27 protein-coding genes and 1 pseudogene are annotated in these 22,611 nt (G+C 68.4%); 10 read left to right on the top strand and 18 right to left on the bottom strand.

Features of this window, described 5'->3' with window-relative positions; all coding sequences use genetic code 11:
• Positions 1 to 105: 105 nt before the first annotated feature.
• The 8 genes from recA to flgB form a co-directional block, all read right to left on the bottom strand.
• Positions 106 to 1,188: a recombinase RecA gene (gene recA, locus WC493_RS00905; RefSeq protein ID WP_373061547.1), complete on the bottom strand. Its 1,083-nt coding sequence runs from the start codon at positions 1,186 to 1,188 to the stop codon at positions 106 to 108.
• A gap of 124 nt (positions 1,189 to 1,312) precedes the next feature.
• Positions 1,313 to 3,688, bottom strand: a complete 2,376-nt coding sequence (locus WC493_RS00910) for an ATP-binding protein (RefSeq protein WP_373061549.1) — start codon at positions 3,686 to 3,688, stop codon at positions 1,313 to 1,315.
• Positions 3,689 to 3,697: 9 nt separating this feature from the next.
• Complete coding sequence (gene flhB, locus WC493_RS00915) at positions 3,698 to 4,786, bottom strand: flagellar biosynthesis protein FlhB (protein WP_373061551.1); 1,089 nt, start codon at positions 4,784 to 4,786, stop codon at positions 3,698 to 3,700.
• Between the two features lie 4 nt (positions 4,787 to 4,790).
• On the bottom strand, positions 4,791 to 5,546 hold the full coding sequence (gene fliR / locus WC493_RS00920) for a flagellar biosynthetic protein FliR (RefSeq protein WP_373061553.1): 756 nt from the start codon (positions 5,544 to 5,546) through the stop codon (positions 4,791 to 4,793).
• An 8-nt stretch (positions 5,547 to 5,554) separates the two neighbouring features.
• Positions 5,555 to 5,854 carry a flagellar biosynthesis protein FliQ gene (fliQ, locus tag WC493_RS00925; RefSeq protein ID WP_373061555.1) on the bottom strand — a complete coding sequence of 100 codons (300 nt, stop codon included), beginning with the start codon at positions 5,852 to 5,854 and terminating at the stop codon, positions 5,555 to 5,557.
• Between the two features lie 39 nt (positions 5,855 to 5,893).
• Positions 5,894 to 6,229, bottom strand: coding sequence for a flagellar hook-basal body complex protein FliE (gene fliE / locus WC493_RS00930; protein ID WP_373061557.1), 336 nt, complete (start codon positions 6,227 to 6,229; stop codon positions 5,894 to 5,896).
• Positions 6,230 to 6,241: 12 nt separating this feature from the next.
• Complete coding sequence (flgC, locus tag WC493_RS00935) at positions 6,242 to 6,661, bottom strand: flagellar basal body rod protein FlgC (RefSeq protein WP_373061559.1); 420 nt, start codon at positions 6,659 to 6,661, stop codon at positions 6,242 to 6,244.
• Between the two features lie 11 nt (positions 6,662 to 6,672).
• A complete protein-coding gene (gene flgB / locus WC493_RS00940; protein WP_373061561.1) occupies positions 6,673 to 7,107 on the bottom strand; it encodes a flagellar basal body rod protein FlgB in 435 nt (144 codons plus the stop codon).
• Between the two features lie 127 nt (positions 7,108 to 7,234).
• Between flgB and WC493_RS00945 the strand changes: the two genes are divergently transcribed.
• Genes WC493_RS00945 through fliP form a run of 3 tightly spaced genes read left to right on the top strand, consistent with a single transcriptional unit; the run spans position 7,235 to position 8,600 of the window.
• On the top strand, positions 7,235 to 7,567 hold the full coding sequence (locus tag WC493_RS00945) for an EscU/YscU/HrcU family type III secretion system export apparatus switch protein (RefSeq protein ID WP_373061563.1): 333 nt from the start codon (positions 7,235 to 7,237) through the stop codon (positions 7,565 to 7,567).
• On the top strand, positions 7,564 to 7,866 hold the full coding sequence (locus WC493_RS00950; protein WP_373061565.1) for a flagellar biosynthetic protein FliO: 303 nt from the start codon (positions 7,564 to 7,566) through the stop codon (positions 7,864 to 7,866). Before WC493_RS00945 ends, WC493_RS00950 begins: the two co-directional genes overlap by 4 nt.
• Positions 7,866 to 8,600 carry a flagellar type III secretion system pore protein FliP gene (fliP, locus tag WC493_RS00955; protein ID WP_373061567.1) on the top strand — a complete coding sequence of 245 codons (735 nt, stop codon included), beginning with the start codon at positions 7,866 to 7,868 and terminating at the stop codon, positions 8,598 to 8,600. The genes WC493_RS00950 and fliP overlap by 1 nt, the downstream gene beginning before the upstream one ends.
• 6 nt (positions 8,601 to 8,606) lie before the next feature.
• Here the strand turns inward: fliP and WC493_RS00960 are convergent, their stop codons facing one another.
• The 6 genes from WC493_RS00960 to WC493_RS00985 are packed head-to-tail and all read right to left on the bottom strand — an operon-like array spanning position 8,607 to position 15,131.
• Complete coding sequence (locus WC493_RS00960; RefSeq protein WP_373061569.1) at positions 8,607 to 11,654, bottom strand: hypothetical protein; 3,048 nt, start codon at positions 11,652 to 11,654, stop codon at positions 8,607 to 8,609.
• Entirely contained in the window at positions 11,623 to 12,306 is a 684-nt protein-coding gene (locus tag WC493_RS00965) for a protein phosphatase CheZ (RefSeq protein ID WP_373061571.1), read from the bottom strand. The genes WC493_RS00960 and WC493_RS00965 overlap by 32 nt, the downstream gene beginning before the upstream one ends.
• A 9-nt stretch (positions 12,307 to 12,315) precedes the next feature.
• Positions 12,316 to 13,011, bottom strand: a complete 696-nt coding sequence (locus WC493_RS00970; protein ID WP_373061573.1) for a MotE family protein — start codon at positions 13,009 to 13,011, stop codon at positions 12,316 to 12,318.
• A gap of 10 nt (positions 13,012 to 13,021) precedes the next feature.
• Positions 13,022 to 13,423, bottom strand: a complete 402-nt coding sequence (locus tag WC493_RS00975; protein ID WP_373061575.1) for a DUF6468 domain-containing protein — start codon at positions 13,421 to 13,423, stop codon at positions 13,022 to 13,024.
• The gene (gene fliM, locus WC493_RS00980; RefSeq protein WP_373061577.1) at positions 13,420 to 14,538 is read right to left on the bottom strand and encodes a flagellar motor switch protein FliM; all 1,119 of its coding nucleotides are present in this window, start codon (positions 14,536 to 14,538) and stop codon (positions 13,420 to 13,422) included. The genes WC493_RS00975 and fliM overlap by 4 nt, the downstream gene beginning before the upstream one ends.
• Positions 14,538 to 15,131: a flagellar basal body-associated FliL family protein gene (locus WC493_RS00985; protein ID WP_373061579.1), complete on the bottom strand. Its 594-nt coding sequence runs from the start codon at positions 15,129 to 15,131 to the stop codon at positions 14,538 to 14,540. Before WC493_RS00985 ends, fliM begins: the two co-directional genes overlap by 1 nt.
• Before the next feature lie 249 nt (positions 15,132 to 15,380).
• Here WC493_RS00985 and flgF point away from each other — a divergent pair, with 249 nt between their 5' ends.
• The 4 genes from flgF to flgH are packed head-to-tail and all read left to right on the top strand — an operon-like array spanning position 15,381 to position 18,239.
• Positions 15,381 to 16,121 carry a flagellar basal-body rod protein FlgF gene (gene flgF / locus WC493_RS00990; RefSeq protein WP_373061581.1) on the top strand — a complete coding sequence of 247 codons (741 nt, stop codon included), beginning with the start codon at positions 15,381 to 15,383 and terminating at the stop codon, positions 16,119 to 16,121.
• A gap of 19 nt (positions 16,122 to 16,140) precedes the next feature.
• Complete coding sequence (gene flgG, locus WC493_RS00995; protein WP_373061583.1) at positions 16,141 to 16,926, top strand: flagellar basal-body rod protein FlgG; 786 nt, start codon at positions 16,141 to 16,143, stop codon at positions 16,924 to 16,926.
• Positions 16,927 to 16,936: 10 nt separating this feature from the next.
• Positions 16,937 to 17,446: a flagellar basal body P-ring formation chaperone FlgA gene (gene flgA, locus WC493_RS01000; RefSeq protein ID WP_373061585.1), complete on the top strand. Its 510-nt coding sequence runs from the start codon at positions 16,937 to 16,939 to the stop codon at positions 17,444 to 17,446.
• A 31-nt stretch (positions 17,447 to 17,477) separates the two neighbouring features.
• Positions 17,478 to 18,239 carry a flagellar basal body L-ring protein FlgH gene (gene flgH, locus WC493_RS01005; protein ID WP_373061587.1) on the top strand — a complete coding sequence of 254 codons (762 nt, stop codon included), beginning with the start codon at positions 17,478 to 17,480 and terminating at the stop codon, positions 18,237 to 18,239.
• Positions 18,240 to 18,307: 68 nt separating this feature from the next.
• Here the strand turns inward: flgH and dksA are convergent, their stop codons facing one another.
• Both dksA and WC493_RS01015 read right to left on the bottom strand, forming a co-directional pair.
• The gene (gene dksA, locus WC493_RS01010; RefSeq protein ID WP_373061589.1) at positions 18,308 to 18,724 is read right to left on the bottom strand and encodes an RNA polymerase-binding protein DksA; all 417 of its coding nucleotides are present in this window, start codon (positions 18,722 to 18,724) and stop codon (positions 18,308 to 18,310) included.
• A 129-nt stretch (positions 18,725 to 18,853) separates the two neighbouring features.
• Positions 18,854 to 19,264 (bottom strand): flagellar assembly protein FliX, encoded by a 411-nt coding sequence (locus tag WC493_RS01015; RefSeq protein ID WP_373061591.1) that lies wholly within the window; start codon positions 19,262 to 19,264, stop codon positions 18,854 to 18,856.
• A gap of 216 nt (positions 19,265 to 19,480) precedes the next feature.
• On the opposite strand from WC493_RS01015, the gene WC493_RS01020 reads away from it, so the two are divergent.
• Genes WC493_RS01020 through WC493_RS01030 form a run of 3 tightly spaced genes read left to right on the top strand, consistent with a single transcriptional unit; the run spans position 19,481 to position 21,334 of the window.
• The gene (locus WC493_RS01020; RefSeq protein WP_373061593.1) at positions 19,481 to 20,593 is read left to right on the top strand and encodes a flagellar basal body P-ring protein FlgI; all 1,113 of its coding nucleotides are present in this window, start codon (positions 19,481 to 19,483) and stop codon (positions 20,591 to 20,593) included.
• Complete coding sequence (locus WC493_RS01025; protein ID WP_373061595.1) at positions 20,593 to 20,895, top strand: rod-binding protein; 303 nt, start codon at positions 20,593 to 20,595, stop codon at positions 20,893 to 20,895. The genes WC493_RS01020 and WC493_RS01025 overlap by 1 nt, the downstream gene beginning before the upstream one ends.
• Positions 20,888 to 21,334 (top strand): hypothetical protein, encoded by a 447-nt coding sequence (locus tag WC493_RS01030; RefSeq protein ID WP_373061597.1) that lies wholly within the window; start codon positions 20,888 to 20,890, stop codon positions 21,332 to 21,334. The genes WC493_RS01025 and WC493_RS01030 overlap by 8 nt, the downstream gene beginning before the upstream one ends.
• Position 21,335: 1 nt before the next feature.
• Here WC493_RS01030 and dmpG read toward each other — a convergent pair whose 3' ends face one another.
• Both dmpG and WC493_RS01040 read right to left on the bottom strand, forming a co-directional pair.
• Positions 21,336 to 22,376, bottom strand: coding sequence for a 4-hydroxy-2-oxovalerate aldolase (dmpG, locus tag WC493_RS01035; RefSeq protein ID WP_373061599.1), 1,041 nt, complete (start codon positions 22,374 to 22,376; stop codon positions 21,336 to 21,338).
• Positions 22,376 to 22,611: pseudogene (locus WC493_RS01040) on the bottom strand (acetaldehyde dehydrogenase); the annotation flags it as partial. The pseudogene WC493_RS01040 and the gene dmpG, both read right to left, overlap by 1 nt.

Consider the following 22,611-nt stretch of genomic DNA (forward strand, 5'->3'; position numbering starts at 1 on the left):
GCCCTGTAGCTCCGTTTATTAGCGCCTTGCCCCGCTCGGAGTCCACGGCCCTCTCGCAAAGCCGTCCGGGGCGCGTGGTTTCGCCCCGGGCCGGCCCCGAGGCGCTCAGGCGTCTTCGGCGCTGCCTTCGGCGTCCGGCTCGGGCGAGCCGGTCATGGCGGCGGAGACGATGCCGGCGTTGGCGCGGATCTTCCGTTCGATTTCGTCGGCGAGTTCCGGGTGGCTTTCGAGGAAGCCCTTGGCGTTCTCTCGGCCCTGGCCGATCCGCTGGCTGTCATAGGAGAACCAGGAGCCCGACTTGTCGACGATGCCGGCCTTGATGCCGAGGTCGATCAATTCGCCGGTCTTGGAGATGCCGGCGCCATACATGATGTCGAACAGGGCTTCCCGGAAGGGCGGGGCCAGCTTGTTCTTGACCACCTTCACCTTGGTCTGGTTGCCCACCGTCTCTTCCTTGTCCTTGATCGCGCCGATGCGGCGGATGTCGAGGCGGACGGAGGCGTAGAACTTGAGGGCGTTGCCGCCGGTGGTGGTTTCCGGGCTGCCGAACATCACGCCGATCTTCTGGCGGATCTGGTTGATGAAGATCACCATGCAGTTCGACTTGGAGATCGAGCCGGTGAGCTTGCGCAGGGCCTGGGACATCAGACGGGCCTGCAGGCCGACATGGGAATCGCCCATCTCGCCTTCGAGTTCGGCGCGCGGCGTGAGCGCCGCCACCGAGTCGATCACCAGGACCTCGACCGCGCCGGAGCGGACCAGCGTATCGGCGATTTCGAGCGCCTGTTCGCCGGTGTCGGGCTGGGAGATCAGCAGCTCGTCGACATCGACGCCGAGCTTGCGGGCATAGATCGGATCGAGCGCATGTTCGGCGTCGACGAAGGCGCAGATGCCGCCCTTGCGCTGCGAATTCGCCACCACCTGGAGCGCCAGCGTGGTCTTGCCCGAGGATTCAGGCCCATAGATCTCGACGATACGGCCGCGGGGCAGGCCGCCGATGCCGAGGGCGATGTCGAGCCCGAGCGAGCCGGTCGAGACCGCCTCGGCTTCCACCACGCTCTCGCGGGCGCCGAGCTTCATCACCGAGCCCTTGCCGAAGGCGCGTTCGATCTGTCCGAGGGCGGCCTCGAGGGCCTTCTGCTTGTCCATGACTTCCGATCCGACGAGCCGCAAGGATGGCGACGACATGAGGGGGTCCCTCCTTATTTCAAAGCCCTGCACGGGATTCAACTGCGGATCAATGTATCCGATTTGTTCCCCCGTGCAATCACCTTTTGTTCTCTTTCCCCTGCCGTGCGCGTCAGCCGGGCGATCAGGCCCGGTCGAGCACGTCACGCACCAGGGCACCCAGTTGCTTCAGGGTGAAGGGCTTGGCCAGGAAAGTGAAATTCAGGCCGGGGTCGAGGCTCTTGCGGAATTGTTCCTCGGCATAGCCGGAGATCATAATGACCTTGAGATCGGGCAGCCTCTCCCGCGCCAGGCGGGCGAGCGACGGCCCGTCGAGCGAGGGCATCACCACGTCCGAGATCAGGAGATCGATTCGCGCGCCCTGCTGCTCGATCACTTCGAGCGCTTCCTCGCCGGTCGGCGCTTCCAGCACGTCATAGCCCTGGCGGCGCAGGGCGCGGACGGCGAAATTGCGCACCGCATCCTCGTCCTCGACGATCAGGATGGTGCCATTGGCCGGCGCCGACGACTCCGGCCGGTCGGCCGGCTCGGCCGCCGACTCGGCCGCCTCCGCCCCGGCGACATGGCGCGGCAGGGCGATCCGGAACAGCGTGCCCTTGCCCACCTCGCTCTGCACCTCGATCGAGCCGCCGGTCTGCTTGACGATGCCATAGACGGTGGAAAGGCCGAGGCCGGTGCCCGCCCCCACTTCCTTCGTGGTGAAGAAGGGCTCGAAGATCTTGGGCAGCACGTCGCGCGGGATGCCGTGTCCGGTGTCGGAAACCTCGATCATCACATAGTCGCCCGGCGCCAGCTGAAGGGCGGCGTAACGGCGCAGCTCGCGCCGGGCGACGTTGAAGGTGCGGATCAGGATGCGGCCGCCCTCGCTCATGGCGTCGCGCGCGTTGACCACCAGGTTGATGATCACCTGGTCGAACTGGCTGGGGTCGACGCGGACCGGCCCGAGGTCCTGCGCATGGTCGAGGTCGAGCTTGATGTTGGCGCCGATCAGGCGGCGCAGCAGGGTGGAGAGGTCGTTCAGCGCGTCCCGGATGTCGATCACCTTGGGGCGCAGGGTCTGGCGCCTGGAGAAGGCGAGCAGCTGGCGCACCAGGTTGGCGGCACGATTGGCGTTCTGCTTGACCTGCATGATGTCGGGGAAGGACTCGTCCTCCGGCCCGTGGCGGGTCAACAGGAGGTCGCAGAAGCCGATGATCGCGGTCAGCAGATTGTTGAAATCATGGGCGATGCCGCCGGCGAGCTGGCCCACCGCCTGCATCTTCTGGGACTGCACGAATTGCTCTTCGAGCGCCTTCTGGGCCGAGACGTCGAGCATGTAGACGATGCGCGTCAGCTGCTCCTGGGCGCCCTGCATCCGGCTCGCCCTCGTCGCGAAGAGCCTCATGGTCAGGGCCGGTGTCGCCTTGAAGCGGAGTTCGGCGCTGGCCCCTTCGACGCCGGCCAGGACCTGCTGGAAATCGGCGCTCGCCTTGGCGTCGTCGGCCGGCCAGTCGACCAGGCCGTGCAGGTCGATGCCGAGCACGAATTCCGGATCGGCCTTGCCGGTCGCCAGTTCAGCGAAGACCGGATTGGCTTCTTCGACCAGGCCGCTCGGGCCGAGGGCCGCGATGCCGACCGGCGCATCGTCGATGAAGCGACCGAAGCGTTCCGCCGACTCGGCCAGGGCCTCGACCGAGCGCACGATCTCGCGGAGATCGATGACCAGGCCGCCGCGCGGCATGCCGCCCCGTCCGTCGCTCTGGATTACCACCTCGACCGGGAAAATCGGCTCGCCTTCGGGCACGAGTTCGGCGTGGAAACGATCTTCGCCCGCCTCGGCGTGTTCCGAGGGGCGGAAAATCTCGAAGATCGACAGGCTGCCGCCCGAACTGTCCTCGATCGAGCGGCCGAGCCAGCCGGCCAGGGTCGCGTTGAGGGCGGTGATGCCGCCGTCCTGGTCCATCTCGAACCAGCCGAGGTCGGCATGTTCGAAAATGCCGGGATCGACCCGGGGCGGTGCCGCCACGTCGCGCACCGTGAGCAGATGATAATTCGGAATGGCGCCGAGGGCGCGGCCGGAAACCTCGATCTGGCGGCCGTTGGACGCCAGGGTGAACTGCCGTGAATGGCCGCCCTCGACCGTCATCACCCAGGCATCGGGCACGGTCTCCGTCGGCAGGCCGAGACGGCGCCAGGGCAGATTGTGTTGCAGCACGATACCGCCCGGCCCGCTCACCGCGCGCGGCACGGGCGACAGTTCCATGGCCGGCCCGATCTCCTCGATCAGGGCGCCGATGGATTGGCGCCGGCGGCGTTCCGCCAGGCGGTTGCGCACGGTGATTGCGGCCATCGGGATCGCCACTGCGATCACCCCCGCGAGCCCGAGCAGAGGATCGGATTCGGCGATACCGGCGCCGATCAGGGCGCCGCCCAAGCCGGCCATCAGGGCGCGCAACGCCGGCGCCAGCGAACGTGGTTCCCGCCGCTTGCCAATCAACTTATCGACGTCCGGACCGTCCATCACCAATGCTTACGGCGTCGGCGCACGCTTTGGAAGCCCGCCGCGGCGTCGCAGGACGAATCCGATCACTTCTGCCACCGCCTTGTAATGTTCGGGCGGCACTTCCTCGTCGATTTCGACCGTAGCGTAGAGGGCGCGGGCGAGCGGCGGATTGGCCACCAGGGGCACGTCCGCCTCTTCCGCCACGGCGCGGATCCGGGCCGCCACCGCATCCACCCCCTTGGCCACCACCAGAGGCGCCCCCATCGTTTCCGCGTCATATTTCAGGGCGACGGCGAAATGGGTCGGGTTGGTGATGACGACATCGGCCGTGGGCACCGCCGCCATCATGCGCCGGCGCATCCGGCTGCGTGCCATCTGGCGCTGGCGGCCCTTGATCTGGGGATCGCCCTCGGTCTCCTTGTGCTCGTCCTTGACCTCCTGCTTGGTCATACGCAGGCGACGCAGGCGCTCGAAGCGCTGGAACATATAGTCGGCCCCGGCAATCACGGTGAGCACGATCAGCGCACCGCCGAACAGCCGGACCACCGCCTTCAGGATGAAACCAGAAAGATCGACCAGGTCCCGATTGGGCGATTCGATCAGGGGCGAGATCTCGGGCATCACGGCGATCGTCGCCCCCGCCCCGACCAGGGCGATCTTGGCGATACCCTTGAGGAATTCGACCAGGCCCTGGCGCGAGAAGATCCGCCCCAGACCCTTGATCAGCGAGAGTTTGGACAGATCCGGCTTCAGCTTTTCGGCCGTGAAGGCGATCTTGTGCTGGACCGCGTGGCCGGCCACCGCGGCGACCGCCATGAGCAGCATGGGCAGGCCGAGGAGGGCGAGAAGGTCGCGCCCCACCTCCATCATCAGGCCGACGCCGGCCTTGCCGTCGATCGGCACCGCCCAGCCGTGTTCGATGAAGCCGCCGAGCCTGGCGCCGACACCGGGGCCGGTGACACGGACGACCAGGAGAATGGCGGCGAGGCCGGCGGCCAGACCGAACCAATGGCCGACCTCCATGCTGCGCAGCACGTCACCCTTCTGTTCGGCGTCACGCAGGCGTTTGGCGGAAGGGTCTTCCGTTTTGGAGGAATCGTCGTTGTCTTCGGCCATGGCCCTATTGCACCAGGGGCCCGAGGGCGGTCACGAAACGATCGGCGAAAAGGGTCAGGGCATAGCCGATGGTCGCCGCGAAGAGCAGGAAGGACAGCGAGAGCTGCAGCGGCATGGCGATGAAGAAGACCTGCATCGACGGCATCACCCGGTTGGTCAGGCCGAGCAGGACGTTGAAGATCACGCCAAAGGCCAGGAAGGGTGCCGACATCTGGAGCCCGAGGGCGAAAGTATCGGCCACCACGCCGGTCGCCAGTTCCGCGAGGTCGCCGACCGGCGGCGGGGCCGCCACCGGGAACAGCCGGTAGCTCTGTACCAATGCGCCGATCAGCAGGTGGTGCAGGTCGGCCAGCACGATCGCCGTGGTCCCGGTCCGGATAACGAAATTGGCCGGCACGACCGATTGCGACCCTTGCGTCGGATCGACGTTCTGGGCGACCGCGAGGCCCGACTGGATGGCGATCACCGTGCCCGCGATGTGAAGGGCGGCGACCGAGAGGCGAACGATCCCGGCGATGGCGAGGCCGAGCAGCACCTCGCCCCCGATCAGGGGCAGAAGCTCCAGCGCATTGGCCGGCAGGGCGGGCAGCGTGCCCGCCCGGGGCAGCACCAGGGCGGTCAGGAACAGGGCCAGCACCAGGCGGATGCGGACCTGGACATATTGCTCGCCGAAGAAGGGCAGCACCATGACCATGGCGCCGATCCGGGCGAACACCAGCGCCCCCTGGAAGACGCCGCCGGGCAGGACCTCGTCCAGCACGGCGGGCCTCAGCCGCCGGGTGCCGCGGCGGTGCCGGCGGCGTGATTACCGTCACCCACGCGCGACATGATCTGCAGGGTGAACGTCCCCAGCTCCTCGCCCATGAAGGGCAGCGCCAGCAGCAGCACGGCGAAGATCGCCAGGATCTTGGGTACGAAGCTCAGGGTCGCTTCCTGGATCTGGGTCAGGGCCTGGATCAGGGAAATGACCAGGCCGACGACCAGCGCGACCACCATGACCGGCCCGGCGACCAGCAGGATCGTCAGCAGCGCCTCACGGGCGACATCCAAGGCTTCGGCCGCGGTCACGCCATTCCCCTTTGCAGTGCGGCGCGACCGGGACCTGCCTCAGATCGCCATCCGCATGATTTCCTGATAGGCTGACACGACCTTGTCGCGCACCGCAACCACCGCCTGAAGGGTGACTTCGGCATTGGTCAGGGCGGTGACCACGTCGGTGACATTGGCCTTGCCGGTCGCCGCGGCGAGCGAGGTCTGATCCGCCCTGGCCGAGGTCTGCACCGCATCCTCGAGGGTGCGGCCGAGCACGGCACCGAAGCTCTCCCCCTGGGCGCCGCCCTGGGCCGCGTCGCCCCCGGCGACGGCATCGGTCTCACCGCCGCGGGTTCCCCGGCGGAGCGCATCGGTATAGGCGCCCAGCGCCCGCGTCGCGATCGGATCCATCGGCGGCCCCCCTTAAGAGCGCAGCAGGTCGATCATGCGCATCAGCATGGTGCGCGCGGAATCGACCACGTTCAGATTGGCTTCATAGGTGCGCTGGGCCTGGCGCATGTCGCTCACCTCGACCAGCGTGTTCACATTCGGGGTCTGGACATAGCCGTTGGGATCGGCCGCCGGATGGCCGGGGTCGAAGCGGCTGCCGAAGGCCGACTGGTCCTCGGTCACGCCCTTGACCTTCACGGTCTCGGCGCCGGTCGCCTGATCCAGCGTCTCGGCGAAGGTCACGACCTTGCGGCGATAGGGCTGGTCGCCCGGCTTCAGGCCCACCGTCTCGGCATTGGCCAGATTCTCCGCGATCACCCGCATGCGCACACTCTGCGCCCGCATGCCGGCGGCGGAAATCATCAGGGTCTTGTTCAGGTCGTCGATCGCCATGGCGGTATCCCCTAGCTGCTCGAGCCGCCGCGCCAGGCGGTCTTCAGCATCTGGATCTGCTTCCGGTAGATGCTGGTCATGGTGTCATAGTCCATCTGCGTTTCGGTCAGACGCGACATTTCCTCTTCCAGCACCACCGCGTTGCCGGAAGGCGCCGTCTCGTAGTCGTTCGCCTTGGTCGTCGCCTGGCCGGGCTTGGCGGCGGGCAGCGTGCCGGCGAGATGGCCGGCCGAGGTGGCCGCCAAGCCGACCGGCGCCACGCCTTGGGCCGCCATGCCCATTTCGCTGGCGACATGGCGGGCGAAGGCGTCGGGCGCCATGTCGCGCGGCTGATAGCCGGGCGTATCGGCATTGGCGACATTCTGCGCGATCACCCGCTGACGGGCGCCGAGGAAATCCATACGGCGCACCAACATGCCGATGACCGGGATGCGGTCCAGATCCATGGCCGAAACAGCCTTTGCCAAAGTGACGGACCCTTGCATCCTGACGACAACGCCCTTAACGACGCGTAAACGTGGAGGCACCATGATGAACCGGAACATGGTCGCGTCCGCCACGAGGAAGGCCCGGATGACCGAAGAGCAGAAGCCGCCGAGCACCAAGGCCGTCGCCCTCGGCTACAAGCGGGGCGAGGACGCGGCGCCGCGCGTGCTGGCGCGCGGCCAGGGCGAGATCGCCGAGCGGATCGTCGCCATCGCTCACGCCCACGACGTCAAGGTGCGGGAAGACGGCGACCTCGTGCAGATCCTGGAGACCTGCGACCTGGACGAGACCATCCCGACCGAAGCCTTCGCCGCCGTGGCCGAGATCCTGGCCTATGTCTATATGGCCAACAACCGGATGCGCGAAGCCCGCCAGATCCAGCAACGCCGCGACCCCTATGGCGGCGGCAGCCCGCGATGATGCCTGAACTGCTGCGGGCCGGCTTCGCCCTCGCCCTCGTCATCGTCCTGATCCTGGTCTTCGCTGCCGTGGCCAAGCGGCTCGGCCAGAACGCCGGCTTGCGCAGCGGCAAAAGGCTCGCCGTGGTCGAGAGCCTGAGTCTCGATCCGCGCCGGCGCCTCGTGCTGGTCCGGCGCGACGGGGCGGAACATCTCCTGCTGCTCGGCCCCGGCGGCGATTTGGTGGTCGAACGCGGCTTGGCCGCCATACCGGAGACCGCGCCCGCCCCGCCAGCCACGCCCGCGCCGGAGGATGCCTGATGTCGCGCCGCCTGTTCCTGCCCGTCCTGCTGGCCGCCTCGACCCTGGGCGCCAGCGGGGCCTTGGCGCAGTCCCTGTCGCTCGACCTGAACGGCCAGGGCGGCCTGACTTCGAACCTGGTCCAGATCATCGCCCTGGTCACGGTGCTGAGCCTGGCGCCCTCGCTCCTGGTCGTGGTCACTTCCTTCGGCCGGCTGGTGGTCGTGCTGTCGCTCTTGCGGAACGCGATCGGCGCCCAGCAGACGCCGCCCAACACGGTGCTGATCGGCCTCGCCCTCTTTCTCACCGCCTTCATCATGGCGCCGACCTTCGACAAGGCCTGGACCGAGGGCGTCAACCCCTACATCCAGGGCCAGATCGACGAGCGCGCCGCCTTCGATGCGACCGCCGCGCCCTTCCGCACCTTCATGCTGAAGAACACGCGGGAAGCCGATCTCGGCCTGTTCGTCGACCTGGCGGGCGGGACCAAGCCCGAAACGCCGGAAGCCGTGCCCCTCACCACCCTGGTGCCGGCCTTCATGATCTCCGAACTGCGCCGCGCCTTCGAGATCGGCTTCCTGATGTTCGTGCCCTTCCTGGTGATCGACATGGTGGTGGCGTCGATCCTGATGGGCATGGGCATGATGATGCTGCCGCCGGTGGTGATCTCGCTGCCGTTCAAGCTGATCTTCTTCGTGCTGGTCGACGGCTGGCACATGACCGTCGCCAGCCTGATCCAGAGCTACGCGAACTGACCGGCGTCAGTCGGTCAGGGAGAGTTCGCCGGCAGTCAGGCGGCGGCGTAGCTCCTCGATGAAGGCGACCCCGCCGTTCGCCGCATTGGCCATGGTCTGGGCCAGGTTGCGGGTCGAGAGGGCGGTCGGATCGCTCGCCCCCGTCATCATGGCGAAGGCGTCCGCACTCTTCGACTGGCCCATGGCGGCGGCCCAGCGGTCGGCCAGGTTCTTCAGGCCGGGCGCGTCCTGCGCCAGCGCCAGTGCCACCGCGGCGCGCAGCACCAGCGACTCGATGCCCGAGGCCGGCGGGCCGGCGGGCGGCGGCGCCTTGCCGTCCAGCAGGCGCCCCAGGAAGGATGCCGCCTTCGGCCAGTCGCGCGCCTGCCAGGTGATTTCGGCGCCGAGAGTGGCGGCATCGGTGGAACCGTCGCCGGCGAGCTGGGCCAGCGCTTCCGGCACCCGGCCGAGATCGGCGAGCGCGCGGGCGCGCAGCAGGCGGCGCAGCTTGGCGGTGCCTTCGGGCAGCACCGGCTGCTCGCTGTCGTCCAGCACCACCAAGGCCTTGGCCGGATCGTGGTCGAGCAGGTGGATCAGCGCCAAGCGCGACGCCACCTTGGACTTGGCGATGCCCTGCAGGCGGTAGGTCACCTGGTGGGTCAGCAGGGTCTTGGCCTGGTCGAACAGATCGACCTGGACCAGACGGTCGGCCAAGCGGCGGATCATTTCGTCGCCGTCCTGGCCGAGCGGCGTCAGGTCGCGGAAATCGAAATAGAGCGCAACCGCCTGGACCGGTGGCAGGGCATCCGCACCGCCGCCCAGGAAAAGGCGGCGGAAGGCGGTCGCCTGGGTATCCTGGAGGACCTGGGCGTCGGGCGCGTCGGGGAACACCTTGAGCGCCAGGCGCAGCGTCTCCAGCCCGGCGCGCCAACGCCCTTCGGCCAGTTCGAGATCGGCGAGGCGGCGCAGCACGGCGAGTTCCTTGGCATCGCCGCGCCAGGCGAAGCGGAGCCGGTCCAGCTTCTCGATCGCCTGGGCGCGGCTCAGGCTGCCGTCGGCGAGGCCGAGCTCGACCAGGCCCATCTCGGCGTCGACGCGGACCAGGCGTTCGCCACTCGCGAGCGCCGCCTCGAAGGCGGCACGGGCGGCCGGGCCGTCGGACCGGCGCATGGCGACCCGCCCGGCCAGCGCCAGGGCGAGCGCCTTGCCCGCCGCCGTCTCGGCCTTGCCGGTCAGCGCCTTGGAGGCTTCGTCGGCCGTGCGCACGTCGTCTGCCGCCAGGGCGGCATCGCCCGCCGCCGCCAGCAGGCGTTCCTGCAGGCGCAGCGGATAATGGCCGAGGGCCGGCAGGCCGGGGCCGAATTCCTTGTGCGCGGGCAGTTTCTCACCCCGCCCGGCCAGGGCGTAGGCGCGCCACAGCGCCGCATCGGGCGAGAATTCCAGTGCCGGCAGGCCGAGATCGGCCAGGGCTTCGTCATGCCGCTCCTGGATCGCCAGGGCAATGCCGCGCATCAGCCGGAAGGCCGGCGCCTGAGCCGAGGTGGCATCGTCATGCTCGACCAGGGCGGCTTCGCCGATCGCTTCCGCCCCGAGGCCGTTGACGACATAGAATTCGGCCAGGGCGCGGCGCAGGTCGGGCTTCGCCTCGGGCGGCGCCAGCGCCAGGTCGTGCTGCAGCCGGGCGCGCGTCTCGGCGACCGGGCCTGGCTCGTTCCAGCGTCCGACGTCGAGCCCGCTGTCGGCCTTCTGGCCGAAGCCCAGGGGCCGGGCCGAAGGGGCCGCGACCACGTCGGAGAGCATGAGACCGCTGCCGTTCCGTCCGATCGTCACCATGCCCTCGGCGACCGTCGCAGCGACCCCGTCGGCCAATGGGGTGAAGGCCATGCCCTGGGCCGTGGCCAGGACCTGGAGGTCGGGCAGGCGGCCGCCGACCGCGGTGCCGGTGCCGGGCGTGGCGATCGGAATCGCCACCACGGTGTCGCCGATTTCGGGATCGGTCAGGGTGAGCGGTTGGTGCGCACCCGGCACGCTGGCCACCAGGCTCATGCGGCCTTGGGCATCGGCCTTGGGGCTGGCCACCACGGGATTGGCCGGCGGCCGCGAATCGGGACCGAAGGTGAAGCTCCAGGTCGCTCCATCGGCCGCGACCTGGGGCAGCGCCCGACCGCCGTTCAGGCGGAAACCGGAACCGCCGGGCACCACCAGCGGCTCGACCGTGCCGAGATCGGCGAGTGGCCCGTCGGTGATCGCCGGCCCGGCCGCCCCCGGCCCGTCGAACACGAACCAGAGCGACTCGGCCCTGGCAAAGACCGTCGCCCCGACCGGCGCGGGAAAGGCGATGTCGACCTGCGGCCCGACCAATCCCTTGTGCAGGGTGACCTTGGCCCCCGGCGCGGCGGGCGGCAGTGCGGGCGGAGGCGGGGCCGGTGCCGCGGCGGCTGGCACCGCAGCCGCCGGCTTGGCCGGCGGTGGTTCGGGCGTGACCGGCCGGGGTACCGGCGGCGGTGACGCCACCGGTTTCGCGGGTTCGACCGCCAGCGGAGCCGGCGGCGGCGCTGCGGGCTTGGCGGGCGACGCCTCGGACGCCGGCGGCGGCACAGGTTTGGCGGCCTCGGGCTTGGCCGGTTCAGGCGTGGCGGCGGGAGCCGGCGCCGTGAGCAGCCGAAGGTCGACGACGAGCTTGTCCTCGTAGCGCTGCACTGTCGCCTGGGCCGGCTGTTTCAGCTGGACGTGGAGGCTGCGGCCGTCGGCGGCCAGGCTGGCCGCGGCGGCGATACGGCCGAGCCGCTTCAGCGCCGCAGCGGCGTCGAGCGCCACCGGCGCCGAGAATTCGATCGCAAGGTCGGTCCCGGCAACCGACGCCTTGGCCTCGATCCCCGACGCCAGATCGAACACCAGCCGGCCGTAATCGCCGTGATCCCAGCCGCGCACGCCGACCACGGGCTCACCCGCCGCCAAGGCCGGCGCGGCCGCACCCAGGGCGAGGCCGAGGGCGACAAGGCCTGCCTCGAGGACGCGGCGGAAGCCCACCGGCTGGCGCTGCTCAGAGCGAGGCGAAGAGACGATCGATGTCATCCTGCGTCGCCGCCGCATCGGGCAGTTGGGGGCCGTTCAACAGATGCTCGTCCACGACCGGGACGGGCGCCGGGGCCATCGGCCCAGCCGTCGGGACGGCAGCACTCCCGGTCATGGCGACCAGGCGGGACAGGCGTGCCTCGATGATCTCCATGGTCTCCAGCACCTTGTTGATGCGCTGGCCGGTGATGTCCTGGAAATTCGAGGCTTCGTAGATGCGGGTGGTGATCGCCTGGAGCTCGGCCGCACCGGCACCGCCGAAAGTCTCGGCCAGGGCCGACAGTTCCTCGGCGATGTCGAGAAAGACGCCGGTCGCCTGTTCGGTGGCATCGACGACCGAGCGGAGCTGGTCGTTGGCATGGGGGATCTTTTCGCCCGTCAGCTCGGCCGGCTGGATCGCGGCGATTTCGCGTTGGGTCTGGTGGATGTAGGCGAGCAGGTCTTCGAGTTCGCGCGTCGTTGCCGGATCCGCCGCCGCTGCCGGGGCCGGCGGCGGCGCGGACGGGGCGGCGGGCATGGCCTGGTCGCCCTCGAAAGTGTCGAGCAGGGCGGCGACCACCCGGCCGATGTCGGCCACCGGAATGCTGCCGCCGGTTTCCGCCGCCAGGGCGGCGAGCCGATCCTTGAAGCTCATCTTCACCGTCGCGACCATCTGCTGCCCCTAACCGCCGCTGTTGCCGGACGCCGGCGCCGCCTTGCGGGTCGCAAGCGCCACTGTCAGTTTCTTCGCCGCCTCGGGATCCATGGCCGCCAGGACGGGAGCGATCTTCGCCTCCTTCATACGACTGGCGACCTCGATCAGCACGGAGAAATCGAGCGTATTGAAAATGGTCGCCGCTTCGGCCGGCTTCATGGTCTCGTAGACCTTCACGAGGCGGGCCATCTGGGCGTCGTCCTCGGCGCTCTGGGCCGCGTTGGCGGCCTGGATGCGGGCCTCGATCTCCTTGATCTCGGCCAATTTCTTGTCGATCCGGGCCTCGGTCGCGGCGACCAGGGCTTCGCGGCTGTCGAGTTCGCGGGCGCGTGCCTCGATCTCCTCGCGCCGGCGCGACAGATTCTGCAGGACGTCGAGTTCGCCCGCGGTCAGCGTATTGGGATCGAAGGCGGGAGCGCCGATGCCGGCGGCGGCCGGCGTTGTCGCTGGTGTTGGCGCGGGAGCCTGCGTGCCACCTTCAGCCCCGGCCGGGGCCGCTGCGGGGGCCGGGGTCGCGGGGGCCGCCGTCTCGGCCGCCAGGGCCGCATTGGAGGCCGGCAGGGTGCGGCCCACCGCCTGTACGGTCTCGGGCAGGCGCACGGCCAGAGCCACGGTCGCCGTGGCAGCCAGCACCAGGAAGAGGGGAATGCGGCGGCGGCTCATCACGGGCGTCCTAACGGATGTCCTTCAGGGCACGCAGAATGCCCGGATCGCCGCCCCCGGCGGCGGGGCGGAGCGGTGCCTCGGCCGGGCGGCCGGTCGAGCCGGCCTTGACCAGCCGGTCGGCGACATTGTTGGCCGAGGCGACCAGCAGCGACAATTCGTCGGTCACCTTGCGCGCCGTGTCGACCTGGTTGCCCAGGCGGGCGGTCGAGGCTTCGGCCGCCATGCGCAATTCGATGATGCCGGCCTGGGCGCGGCGCGTCGCCTCGTTCAGGCCTTCGACCAACTGGCGCAATTCGTCATGGCCGCCGCGCAGGCCCTGCAGTTTCTTCTGCAGGCGCAGCGCCAGCACGATGGTGGCGATCAGCAGCCCGGCCAGCGCCAGGTCCACGACGAGTCCGAGCGTGCTCATGCCTTCGTCACCTCGCGCTTCGCCTTCATCAGCGATTGTTCGACCTTGACCGCGACCATGGGCCCGACCCGTCCCATCTTGCCGCGCAACATGGGCAGTCCGCCGCATTTCAGCTCGATCGGCGAATCGGGCGTGCAGTTCAGCAGGATGGTCTGGCCGACCTCGAAATTCATGACGTCACCGAGCTGCATCATCTGCTCGTCGAGGACGGCGTCGATCTGCACCTCGGTGGCCCAGAGCTCGGTGGCGAGATGGCTCTCCCAGATGGTGTCGCGGCCGAATTTCTCGCCCATGAACATCTGGAGCAGCAGCTCGCGCACCGGCTCGATCGTGGCATAGGGCAGCACCAGTTCGATCCTGCCGCCACGATCCTCCATGTCGACGCGGAGCCGCACCAGGATCGCCGCATTGGCATCGCGCGCGATCGTGGCGAAGCGCGGGTTGACCTCCAGCCGGTCGAAGGTGAAGTCGACCGGGGTCAGCGGCTCGAAGGCCGACTTCATGTCCTTCAGCACGACCTGGACCATGCGTTCGACCAGGTTGCGTTCGATCGTCGTATAGGGCCGACCTTCGATGCGCATCGGCGTGGTGCCCTTGCGCCCACCCAGCAGCACGTCGACGATCGAGTAGATCAGATTGGATTCGACCGTGAGCAGGCCGAAATTGTCCCATTCGACGGCGCGGAACACGGTCAGGATCGCCGGCAGAGGCACCGAGTTCAGATATTCGCCGAAGCGGATCGAGGTGATGTTGTCCAGCGTCACCTCGACATTGTCCGAGGTGAAATGGCGGAGCGAGGTCGAGAGCAGGCGCACCAGCCGGTCGAAGACGATCTCCAGCATGGGCAGCCGGCCATAGGAGACCAGCGAGGAATTGATGATGGCGCGGATGCCGGTACGGCCCGTGTCGGCGGTCTGCACGGCATCGAAGCCGAGCAGGCTGTCGATCTCGTCCTGGCTCAGCGCGCGCCCGGTCTGCCCGGCCAGGGCCTCGTCGACCTGGGCCAAGTCGGGGTCGACCGGCGCGCCGTCCTCGCCGCCGGCCATGGCGGCCCATTCCGCCGCCAGGGCGTCTTCGTCGACGGGCTTCTGGCCCTCGGGCTGCTCGTCGGCCATCACTGCACCAGCATTTCCTTGAACAGGACGTCGTCGATTTCGGCCGGCGCCAGGAGTTGGTTGGCCCGGGCCAGGAGTTCCTCCTTCAGGCGCAGCAGCCCGGCCGAGCCTTCGAGGTCCTCGAGCCGGAGTTCGCGCAGGTAGATCTGGAAGCTGTCGATCACGCGCGGCTGCATCTTCTGCAGGATCGGCGTCACCTGCGGGTCCCTGTACTGGAGCGAGAGCTTCATCTTGAGATAGGCGGCCCGATTGCCCGTTGTGTGCAGGTTGACCAGCATGTCCGGCAGGTCGAAGAAGACCGGCTCGGCGGCGGAGGCCGCCTCCGGCTTGCCGGCGCCCTGGCCTTCGGCACCGTGACCTTCGGCCGCCGCCTCCTCGGTCTTGCCGAGCAGGCCGTCCAGCAGGCCCAGGTAGAAGGCCGCCCCGCCGCCCGCGAGCAGCAACACGAGGGGCAGCAGGATGAAGAGCAGCAGTTTGCCCTTGCCCTTCTTCTTGGCCGCCTTGCCGCCTTCGGCACCAGCCTCGTCCCCGTTTTCGCCGAGGCCGCTGACCAGGTCGTCGAGATCCTGTTGAGATGCGGCTTTGCTGGCCATGCCGAGACCCACTCCGAGTTTGCGCCCGTGACAACTCGGAGTTTGGGCGATCTTCGTTAACAAGCGGTTTTGATTTCACCGCCACCCGGCATCTTCTGCCCGGCAATCCCGGCCAGCCGGAAATCGCGGAGACCCCACCGCCGGCACAAAATCCTTTAAAATCAGATGGTTATGAGTTGGCACGCGACCTGCACCGAAACCGGCGATGGCGCGGCCCCGATGTCGCGCAGGGATTTCGGAGCAGCAGGCATGGAAAATTCGCTCTACGTCGGCCTGTCGCAGCAGATGGTGCTGGAGCGCCAGATGGACCTGGTGGCGAACAACATCGCCAACATGAACACGACGGCCTATCGGGGCATGCGCCCGGTCTTCCAGGAATATGTCGTGAAGGCCGGCCAGGAGCAGAAGCCGGTCTCCTATGTCCTCGACTACGGCGTATCGCGCGACACCCGCCCCGGCGTGCTGACCGCGACCGACAATCCCTACGACATCGCGGTGACCGGGCCCGGCTATCTCTCGGTGCAGACGCCGAACGGCACTCGCTATACGCGGAACGGCCATTTCACGCTCGACGCCGACGGCCGCGTGGTGACCCGCGAAGGCTATGCCCTGCTCGACGACGGCGGGGCGGAGATCACGGTCGACGACCCGACCCTGGGCACGCCGGTGATCTCGGCCGACGGCACCATGGCCCAGGGCCAGACCCAGATCGCCAAAGTCGGCATGTTCACCTTTGCCAACGAACAGGACCTGCGCGCCGTCGGCGACAGCCTGTTCGAAGCCCCGGCCAATGCCACCGCCACGCCGGCCGGGACCGAGACCCGCCTGGTCCAGGGCATGCTGGAAGGCTCCAACGTGCAGCCCGTGGTGGAGATCGGCCGGATGATCGAACTCCAGCGCCGCTACGAGACGATGCAGAACCTCATTTCCAAAGGCGACGACCTGCAGACCACCGCGATCCAGCGGCTGGGCAAGGTTTCGCAGGCCTGACGGCAGGGAGTAGACGACGATGCGCAGCCTTTCCATCGGCGCCACCGGGATGCTGGCCCAGCAGCTCAACGTGGAAGTCATTTCGAACAATCTGGCGAACCTGTCCACGACCGGCTTCAAGCGCCAGCGGGCCGAATTCCAGGACCTGCTCTACGAGAACCAGAAGCGCATGGGCACCTCGTCCTCGGACGCCGGCACCGTGATCCCTTCGGGCATCCAGCTCGGCACCGGCGTGAAAACCGGCTCGGTCTACCGGATCATCGCCCAGGGCAACATGACGTCGACCGAGAATACCTACGACCTGGCGATCCAGGGCCGCGGCTATTTCCGCATCGAACTGCCGAGCGGCGACGACGCCTATACCCGCGCCGGCTCGTTCCAATTGAACGGCGACGGCCAGCTCGTCACCCAGGATGGCTACACGGTACAGCCCGGCATCGTCATCCCGCAGACCGCGACCGCGGTCTCGATCTCGGCGACCGGCGAAGTCACCGCGACCCTGCCGGGCCAGGTGAACCCCCAGGTGGTCGGCCAGCTCGACCTCACCACCTTCGTCAATCCGGCAGGGCTGGAGGCGACCGGCGACAACCTGTTCCTGGAAACCCCCGCCTCGGGCACGCCGACCACCGGCATTCCGGGCGACACCGGCTTCGGCACCGTGCTGCAGGGCTATCTCGAAGCCTCGAACGTCAATCCGGTGCAGGAGATCACCAACCTGATCTCCGCGCAGCGGGCCTATGAACTCAATTCCAAGGTGATCACTGCATCGGACGAGATGATGCAGACGATCACCCAACTCCGCTGAGGAGGCCGCCATGATCCGTTTCGCCATCGGCATTCTGCTCTGGGCGCTGGCCTGGAGCCTGGGCCTGCCCGCCAAGGCCCAGGAGGCGGCGCCCGCCGCCGTCACCGCCACCATTCCCGTGCTGGACCACGACCTCGCCCCGGGCGACGTGCTGCGCGCCGAAGACCTGGTCGACCAGCCGGTCCAGGGCGCCCTGCCCGGCAATATCGCGACCGACGCCGATCAGCTCGTCGGCCTCGCCGCCCGCAAGCCCCTGCGCGCCGGGCGGCCGATCGCGCTGAGCGAAGTGCGCCCGCCGGTTCTGGTCGGCAAGGGCAGCCTCGTTACCCTGCGCGTCTCACTGCCCGGGATCGAGCTGGCGACCACCGCCAAGGCGATCGAACAAGGCGCCATGGGCGACGCCATCCGCGTCATGAACCTGACCTCGAACCGCATCGTGCAGGCGGTGGTGACCGGCACGGGCGAAGCCCAGGTCCTGGTCGCCGCCCAGCCGGTGACCGACGCCGCGCCCCAGATGTAATCCGAAACGACCTGCCAGAAGGCACCCAGCCATGAACGCCAAACCCTTCCTCCGTTTCCTCCTGGTGCTGGCCGCCGCGGCCAGCCTGGGCGCCTGCGCCGGCTTCCAGGAACGCATGAGCCGGATCGGCGAAGCGCCCGGCCTGAGCCCGATCCAGAACCCGACCGCCCAGGCCGGCTATGTCCCGGTCAGCCTGCCGATGCCGAACGACCCCGCGGTCGCCGGCGGCGCCTCGCCGAGCCTGTGGCAGCAGGGTTCGCGCGCCTTCTTCAAGGACAACCGCGCCGCCCGCGTGGGCGACATCCTGACCGTGACGATCAACATCGACGAGCAAGCCAACCTGCAGAACCAGACCGCCCGCAAGCGCGACTCGACCGAGAACTTGGGCCTCAACGGCCTGCTCGGCCTGGAGACCAGCGTGGCCGGGGCCGCCCTGCCGGCGGGCTACAGCCCGAGCGGCGCGGTCGACCTGTCGTCCGGCACCAATACGGCGGGCGACGGTTCGATCAAGCGCTCGGAAGCGGTGAAGATGACGGTGGCCGCCGTGGTCACCCAGGTGCTGCCCAACGGCAACCTGGTGATCCAGGGGCGCCAGGAAGTGCGCGTCAACTACGAGATGCGGGAATTGCTGGTCGCCGGCATCGTGCGCCCGGCCGACATCTCCGCCTCGAACACGATCAAGCACACCCAGATCGCCGAAGCGCGCATCTCCTACGGCGGCCGCGGCCAGATCACCGATGTGCAGCAGCCGCGCTACGGCCAGCAGGTGCTCGACGCCATCCTGCCCTTTTAGGCAGTCCCCGGAAACGGCGAGACCGGGCCACGGCCCGGCCTCGTCATGCTGTTCGATGGTCGCGCGGATTACTCGTCGCGATAGGTCCGCTCCCGCCGTTCGTGGCGTTCCTGGGCCTCGATCGAGAGAGTGGCGATCGGGCGGGCGTCGAGCCGCCGCAGGCTGATCGGGTCGCCCGTCTCTTCGCAATAGCCGTATTCGCCGTTCTCGATGCGACGCAGGGCCGCATCGATCTTGCCGATCAGCTTGCGCTGGCGATCGCGGGTACGCAGTTCGAGCGCCCGTTCCGACTCGGCCGAGGCCCGATCGGCCAGGTCGGGCTCCGCCACCGTGTCTTCCTGAAGATGCTGCAATGTTTCCTGGCTCTCACGCAGGATTTCTTCACGCCATGCCACGAGTTTGCGCCGGAAATACTCACGCTGGCGCGGGTTCATGAACTCTTCGTCCTCGCTCGGATGATAGTCCGGCGGCAACTCTGCTCCCATGCCATCCCTCACGCATGTCTAGGCCGAAAGGCGGCGGGAGTATAGCAGCGAAGAATTCCTGTTCAAGCCTCGGTCGCCACAAAAAAAGCCTGTATTTCCATGGATTTAGACCGAGTGCCGAAATAGTAGTCAGTAGCCCAGCTTGGCCAGCTCGACTTCGGCCCGAAGTTCGATATCGGCCAGCACGCCCGCCAGCCGCGGGTCGGACAGTTTTTCCTGCCGGCTGCGCACCATGCCGAGCAGGTCCAGGAGCCTCTCCTTGGGGAAATGGCCGAACAACAGGCCGAGGCGCAATTCCTCGAGCCGGTCGAGCAGATCGTTGCCGCGTTTCGCGGCACGCCGACGCTCACCATCGGCATCGACTTCCTGAAGGGCGAAGAGGGCGCCGATGCCGCCGACCGGGCCGGCCGCGACCGGGCCGGCCGAAGCCTTGGCCTCTTCCGTCTCGCCCAGGGTGAAGCCGCCGTCGCCCGTGCGCGTACTACGGCGACCGCCGGGCGCTGCCGGGCCGCCTACTCTGCCGCTGCCGTCGATCTTCATAGTGGGCTCGACACCTCCAACACGGATGGAATCATGCGCGACCAGGGTTAACAAGCCCTGAAGCGACCGGGGCGGCACGGCAGGAATTGCCGGGGAGGCAGGAAATACCATGACCAGACCCGGCCAAGCTCTTGAAATTCCTGGAATTTCCGTTGGCACGGGACTGGCAAGGGAAGGCCCGGGGCGGAGAATCCGCCGCGCACCGAGGTAGAAACGATGTTCCGATCCCTGCTCGCCCTGCTCGTCCTCGCCACCGCCGGCCTCGGCCTGGCGCGGCCGTCCTTCGCGGTCGAAACCAGGATCAAGGATATCGCCAATATCCAAGGCGTGCGCGACAATATGTTGGTCGGTTACGGCCTCGTGGTCGGGCTGGACGGTTCGGGCGACTCGCTCCGCAACTCCCCCTTCACCAAGCAGAGCCTGGAAGCGATGCTGGAACGCCTGGGCGTCAACACCCGCGATTCCGACATGAAGACCAAGAATGTGGCGGCCGTGATGGTGACCGCGGAACTGCCGCCCTTCGGCCGCTCGGGCAGCCGGGTCGACGTCGCCGTCTCGACGCTGGGCGATGCCAAGAGCCTGCTCGGCGGCACGCTCCTGGTGACACCGCTGCTCGGCGCCGACGGCGAGGTCTATGCCGTCGCCCAGGGCCAGGTCTCCGTCTCGGGCTTCAAGGCCCAGGGCGCCGCCACTTCGGTGACCAAGGGGGTTCCGACCTCGGGCCGCATTCCCAACGGCGCGGTGGTCGAGCGCGAAGTGACCTATGCCTTCGGCACCGAGCCGACGCTGCGCGTCGCACTCCGCAATCCCGATTTCACCACCGCCCGCAGGATCGCCCAGGAGATCGCCAACAAGCTGAAGGTCAACGGCCGCGCCCTCGATCCCTCCACGGTCGAGATCCAGGTGCCGCCGCAGTACCGCGCCGACATCGTCTCCTTCGTGACCCAGATCGAGCAGCTCAGGGTGACGCCGGACCAGCGCGCCCGCATCGTGATCGACGAAGCCTCGGGCACCATCGTGATCGGCGCCGACGTTCGCGTCTCCACCGTGGCGATCGCCCAGGGCAACCTCACGGTGCGCATCACCGAAACGCCGCAGGTTTCGCAGCCCGCCCCCTTCTCGGGCGGCCAGACCCAGGTCGTGCCGCGGACCGACGTCCAGGTCGACGAGGGCGGCAATCGCCATGTCGTGGTGATGAACAGCGGGGTCAGCCTGCAGGACCTGGTCAACGGCCTGAACGGCCTCGGCCTCGGCCCGCGCGACTTGATTTCGATCCTCGAGGCGATCAAGGCCGCCGGCGCGCTCCAGGCCGATATCGAGGTGATGTGATGACCGCCGCCCCCGAAGCAATCCGCTACGCCTATCCGGCCGACCGGCCGCTGCCCGCGATCTCGCCCAGGCTGAAGGCCGCGGGCCAGGATTTCGAGGCCATGGTGATGAGCGAGATGCTGACCCCCATGTTCGACGGCCTGAAGACCGACGGCCCCTTCGGCGGCGGTTCGGGCGAGGCCGCCTTCCGGGGCTTCCTGGTCCAGGAATTCGGCAAGGGCATCGCCGCCCGCGGCGGCATGGGCCTTTCCGACATGCTGATCCGTTCCCTGCTCACCTCCGAGGAGCCACCCCATGCCTGAAGCACAGAAGTCCCCCCTGGCGCAGGCCGAGATCGATTGCCTGGTGACCCTGACCGAACGCCTGGCCGATGCCATCGAGGCGGAATGCCAGGTGCTGTCGGAACGCCGGCTGACCGGACTCAAGCCGCTGGTCGAAGCCAAGCTGCCGGTGGTCAACGCCTATGACAGCCAGCTCGCCCGCATGGGCGGGGCAGCGGCGGTGGCGGCGGATCCCCTGGCCCGCGCCCTGTTGCGCGAGCCGACCCGGCGGCTCCGCGAGATCATGGCGCTGCACACGATCCAGGTCGCCGCGGCGCGCACGGTGGCGGACCGCCTGATGCGCTCGATCGCGGAATCGGTCGCCCAGCAGGCGCGGCCCGTGCTCGGTTACGGGCCGCGTGCCGCCCTGCGCACCGCCACCGCCGCACCGGCGGCGATGGCGGTTTCCGCTGAGGCCTGAGTTACGCCGCCTGGGTCTTCGCCTTGGCGAGGTCGAGGGCGATGTCGACGATCATGTCTTCCTGACCGCCGACCATGCGCCGGCGACCGGCCTCGTAGAGGATGGCGCGGGTGTCGACGCCATACTCGTTGGCCGCCTTCTCGGCGTGGCGCAGGAAGGACGAATAGACGCCGGCATAGCCGAGCGTCAGGGTCTCGCGGTCGACCCGGACCGGGCGGTCCTGGAGCGGGCGCACCAGATCCTCGGCGGCGTCCATCAGCTTGTAGAGGTCGCAGCCGGTCTTCCAGCCCTTGCGCTCGGCCGCGGCGATGAAGACTTCGAGCGGGGCGTTGCCCGCACCGGCGCCCATGCCGGCCAGCGACGCGTCGACCCGGATCGCCCCCGCCTGCACGCCGACGATCGAATTGGCGACGCCGAGCGAGAGGTTGTGGTGGGCGTGGATGCCGCGCTGGGTCTCGGGCTTCAGCACGCGGTCATAGGCTTCGCAACGCGCCCGGTAACCATCCATGTCCAGCGCACCACCGGAGTCGGTCACATAGACGCAGGTGGCGCCGTAGCTCTCCATCAGCTTGGCCTGCTGGGCGAGCTGCTCGGGCTCGATCATGTGGCTCATCATCAGGAAGCCGATCGTGTCCATGCCGAGGTTACGCGCCGCCTCGATATGCTGCTTCGAGACGTCCGCCTCGGTGCAGTGGGTGGCGATGCGGACCGAGCGGACGCCGAGGTTGTAGGCGTGCTTCAGCTCCTCGACCGTGCCGATGCCGGGCAGCAGCAGGGTGGTGATGACGGCGTTCTTCACGACGTCGGCCACCGCCTCGATCCACTCCCAGTCGGTGAAGCGGCCGAAGCCGTAGTTGAAGGTGGAGCCGTTCAGGCCGTCGCCATGGGCGATCTCGATCGCGTCGACGCCCGCTTCGTCGAGCGCCTTGGCGATGGCGCGCACATGATCCAGGCCGTACTGGTGGCGGATCGCATGCATGCCGTCACGCAGCGTGACGTCCTGGATGTAGAGCTTGGTCTTGGTCGGGTCGAGGGTGGCCATTATGCGACCTCCTTCAGGAGCTTGCGGCGGGCGATCTTCTCGGCGGTGGCGAGGCCGGCCGAGGTCATGATGTCGAGGTTGCCGGCATAGGCCGGCAGGTAGTGGGCGGCACCTTCGACTTCGAGGAAGACCGAGGTCTTCACCCCCTCGAACGTACCGTGCCCGGGGATGTGCACCGGGTTGTTCGAGCCGAAATGCTCGAACTGCAATTCCTGCTTCAGGCGGTAGCCGGGGA

It is taken from the genome of Zavarzinia sp., assembly GCF_041650655.1.
GTDB lineage: Bacteria > Pseudomonadota > Alphaproteobacteria > Zavarziniales > Zavarziniaceae > Zavarzinia.